Source organism: Bacillus sp. JST-5 (assembly GCF_057747715.1).
On record NZ_JBYLHW010000165.1, the window covers coordinates 1 to 785 of the forward strand.

Annotated in this window: 1 protein-coding gene; it reads left to right on the forward strand. The window is 34.0% G+C overall.

The annotated features are described in order from the left end of the window. Positions 1 to 177: 177 nt before the first annotated feature. Entirely contained in the window at positions 178 to 507 is a 330-nt protein-coding gene (locus AC3ASS_RS14380; RefSeq protein WP_488284171.1) for an SCP2 sterol-binding domain-containing protein, read from the forward strand. The last annotated feature ends 278 nt before the right edge of the window (positions 508 to 785 follow it).

Here is a 785-nt window from a genome sequence, read left to right on the forward strand (position 1 = left end):
GTACGGTTTGATGAGGGGAAGCTGAGAGTAAAAGAGACAGCATGAGCTGTCCCTTTGAAATCAGTTTTCTACTCTACATATTTACAAATAAATAAATGAAATATTGCTTTTACCAACTGTTTAATTTTCTGAAAATATGTTATTTTTAAAAAAAGGAAAATTATAGGGGGAAGAATCATGACAGTTTTGGAAGAATTACAAACACTAGTACAAAAAATAAATCAAAATCCAGAGCATATAATAGGTGAAAAAAATAGAATATTTCAAATAAATTTAGAAGAAAGTGGGTCTTTTCAAATTATTTTAAAGGATGGGAATGTAGAAGTTATAGAAGGAAATGAATATGATGCTGAAGTAACTTTAAGTATGAGTGAGAAAAACTTTTCAAAATTATTAAAAGATGAATTAAATACAACAATGGCATTTATGACTGGAGGATTAAAGGTTGAAGGAAAAATAGGTTCAGCCTTAAAACTTCAAGAAATAGTAAAAAAATATCAAAATTAAACAGGAACCTGTAATGATTATACAGGTTCCTGTTTTTTATGTGCGCCCGGCATGTACATGAACTATAGGGTGTAAGTCCCGAACCCCGAAGACAGAAGTAGAGGTTAGCCAAGAGCAAGGGTGTCCGTGGTGACGCGGAATCTGAAGGAAGCTGGAGGCAAAACACCGGTCCGAGGAACACGAACCTCATATAAGGCTAGATATGATTGAGTGAGTTTGCATAACAAAACAAAGCTCTTTCTGTCGAAGGTCATATCGAGTAAATGAGGCGGATAGAT

Coding starts and splice junctions, on each gene's coding strand:
- AC3ASS_RS14380 (WP_488284171.1), top strand. CDS start 178: ATGACAGTTTTGGAAGAATTACAAACACTAGTACAAAAAATAAATCAA.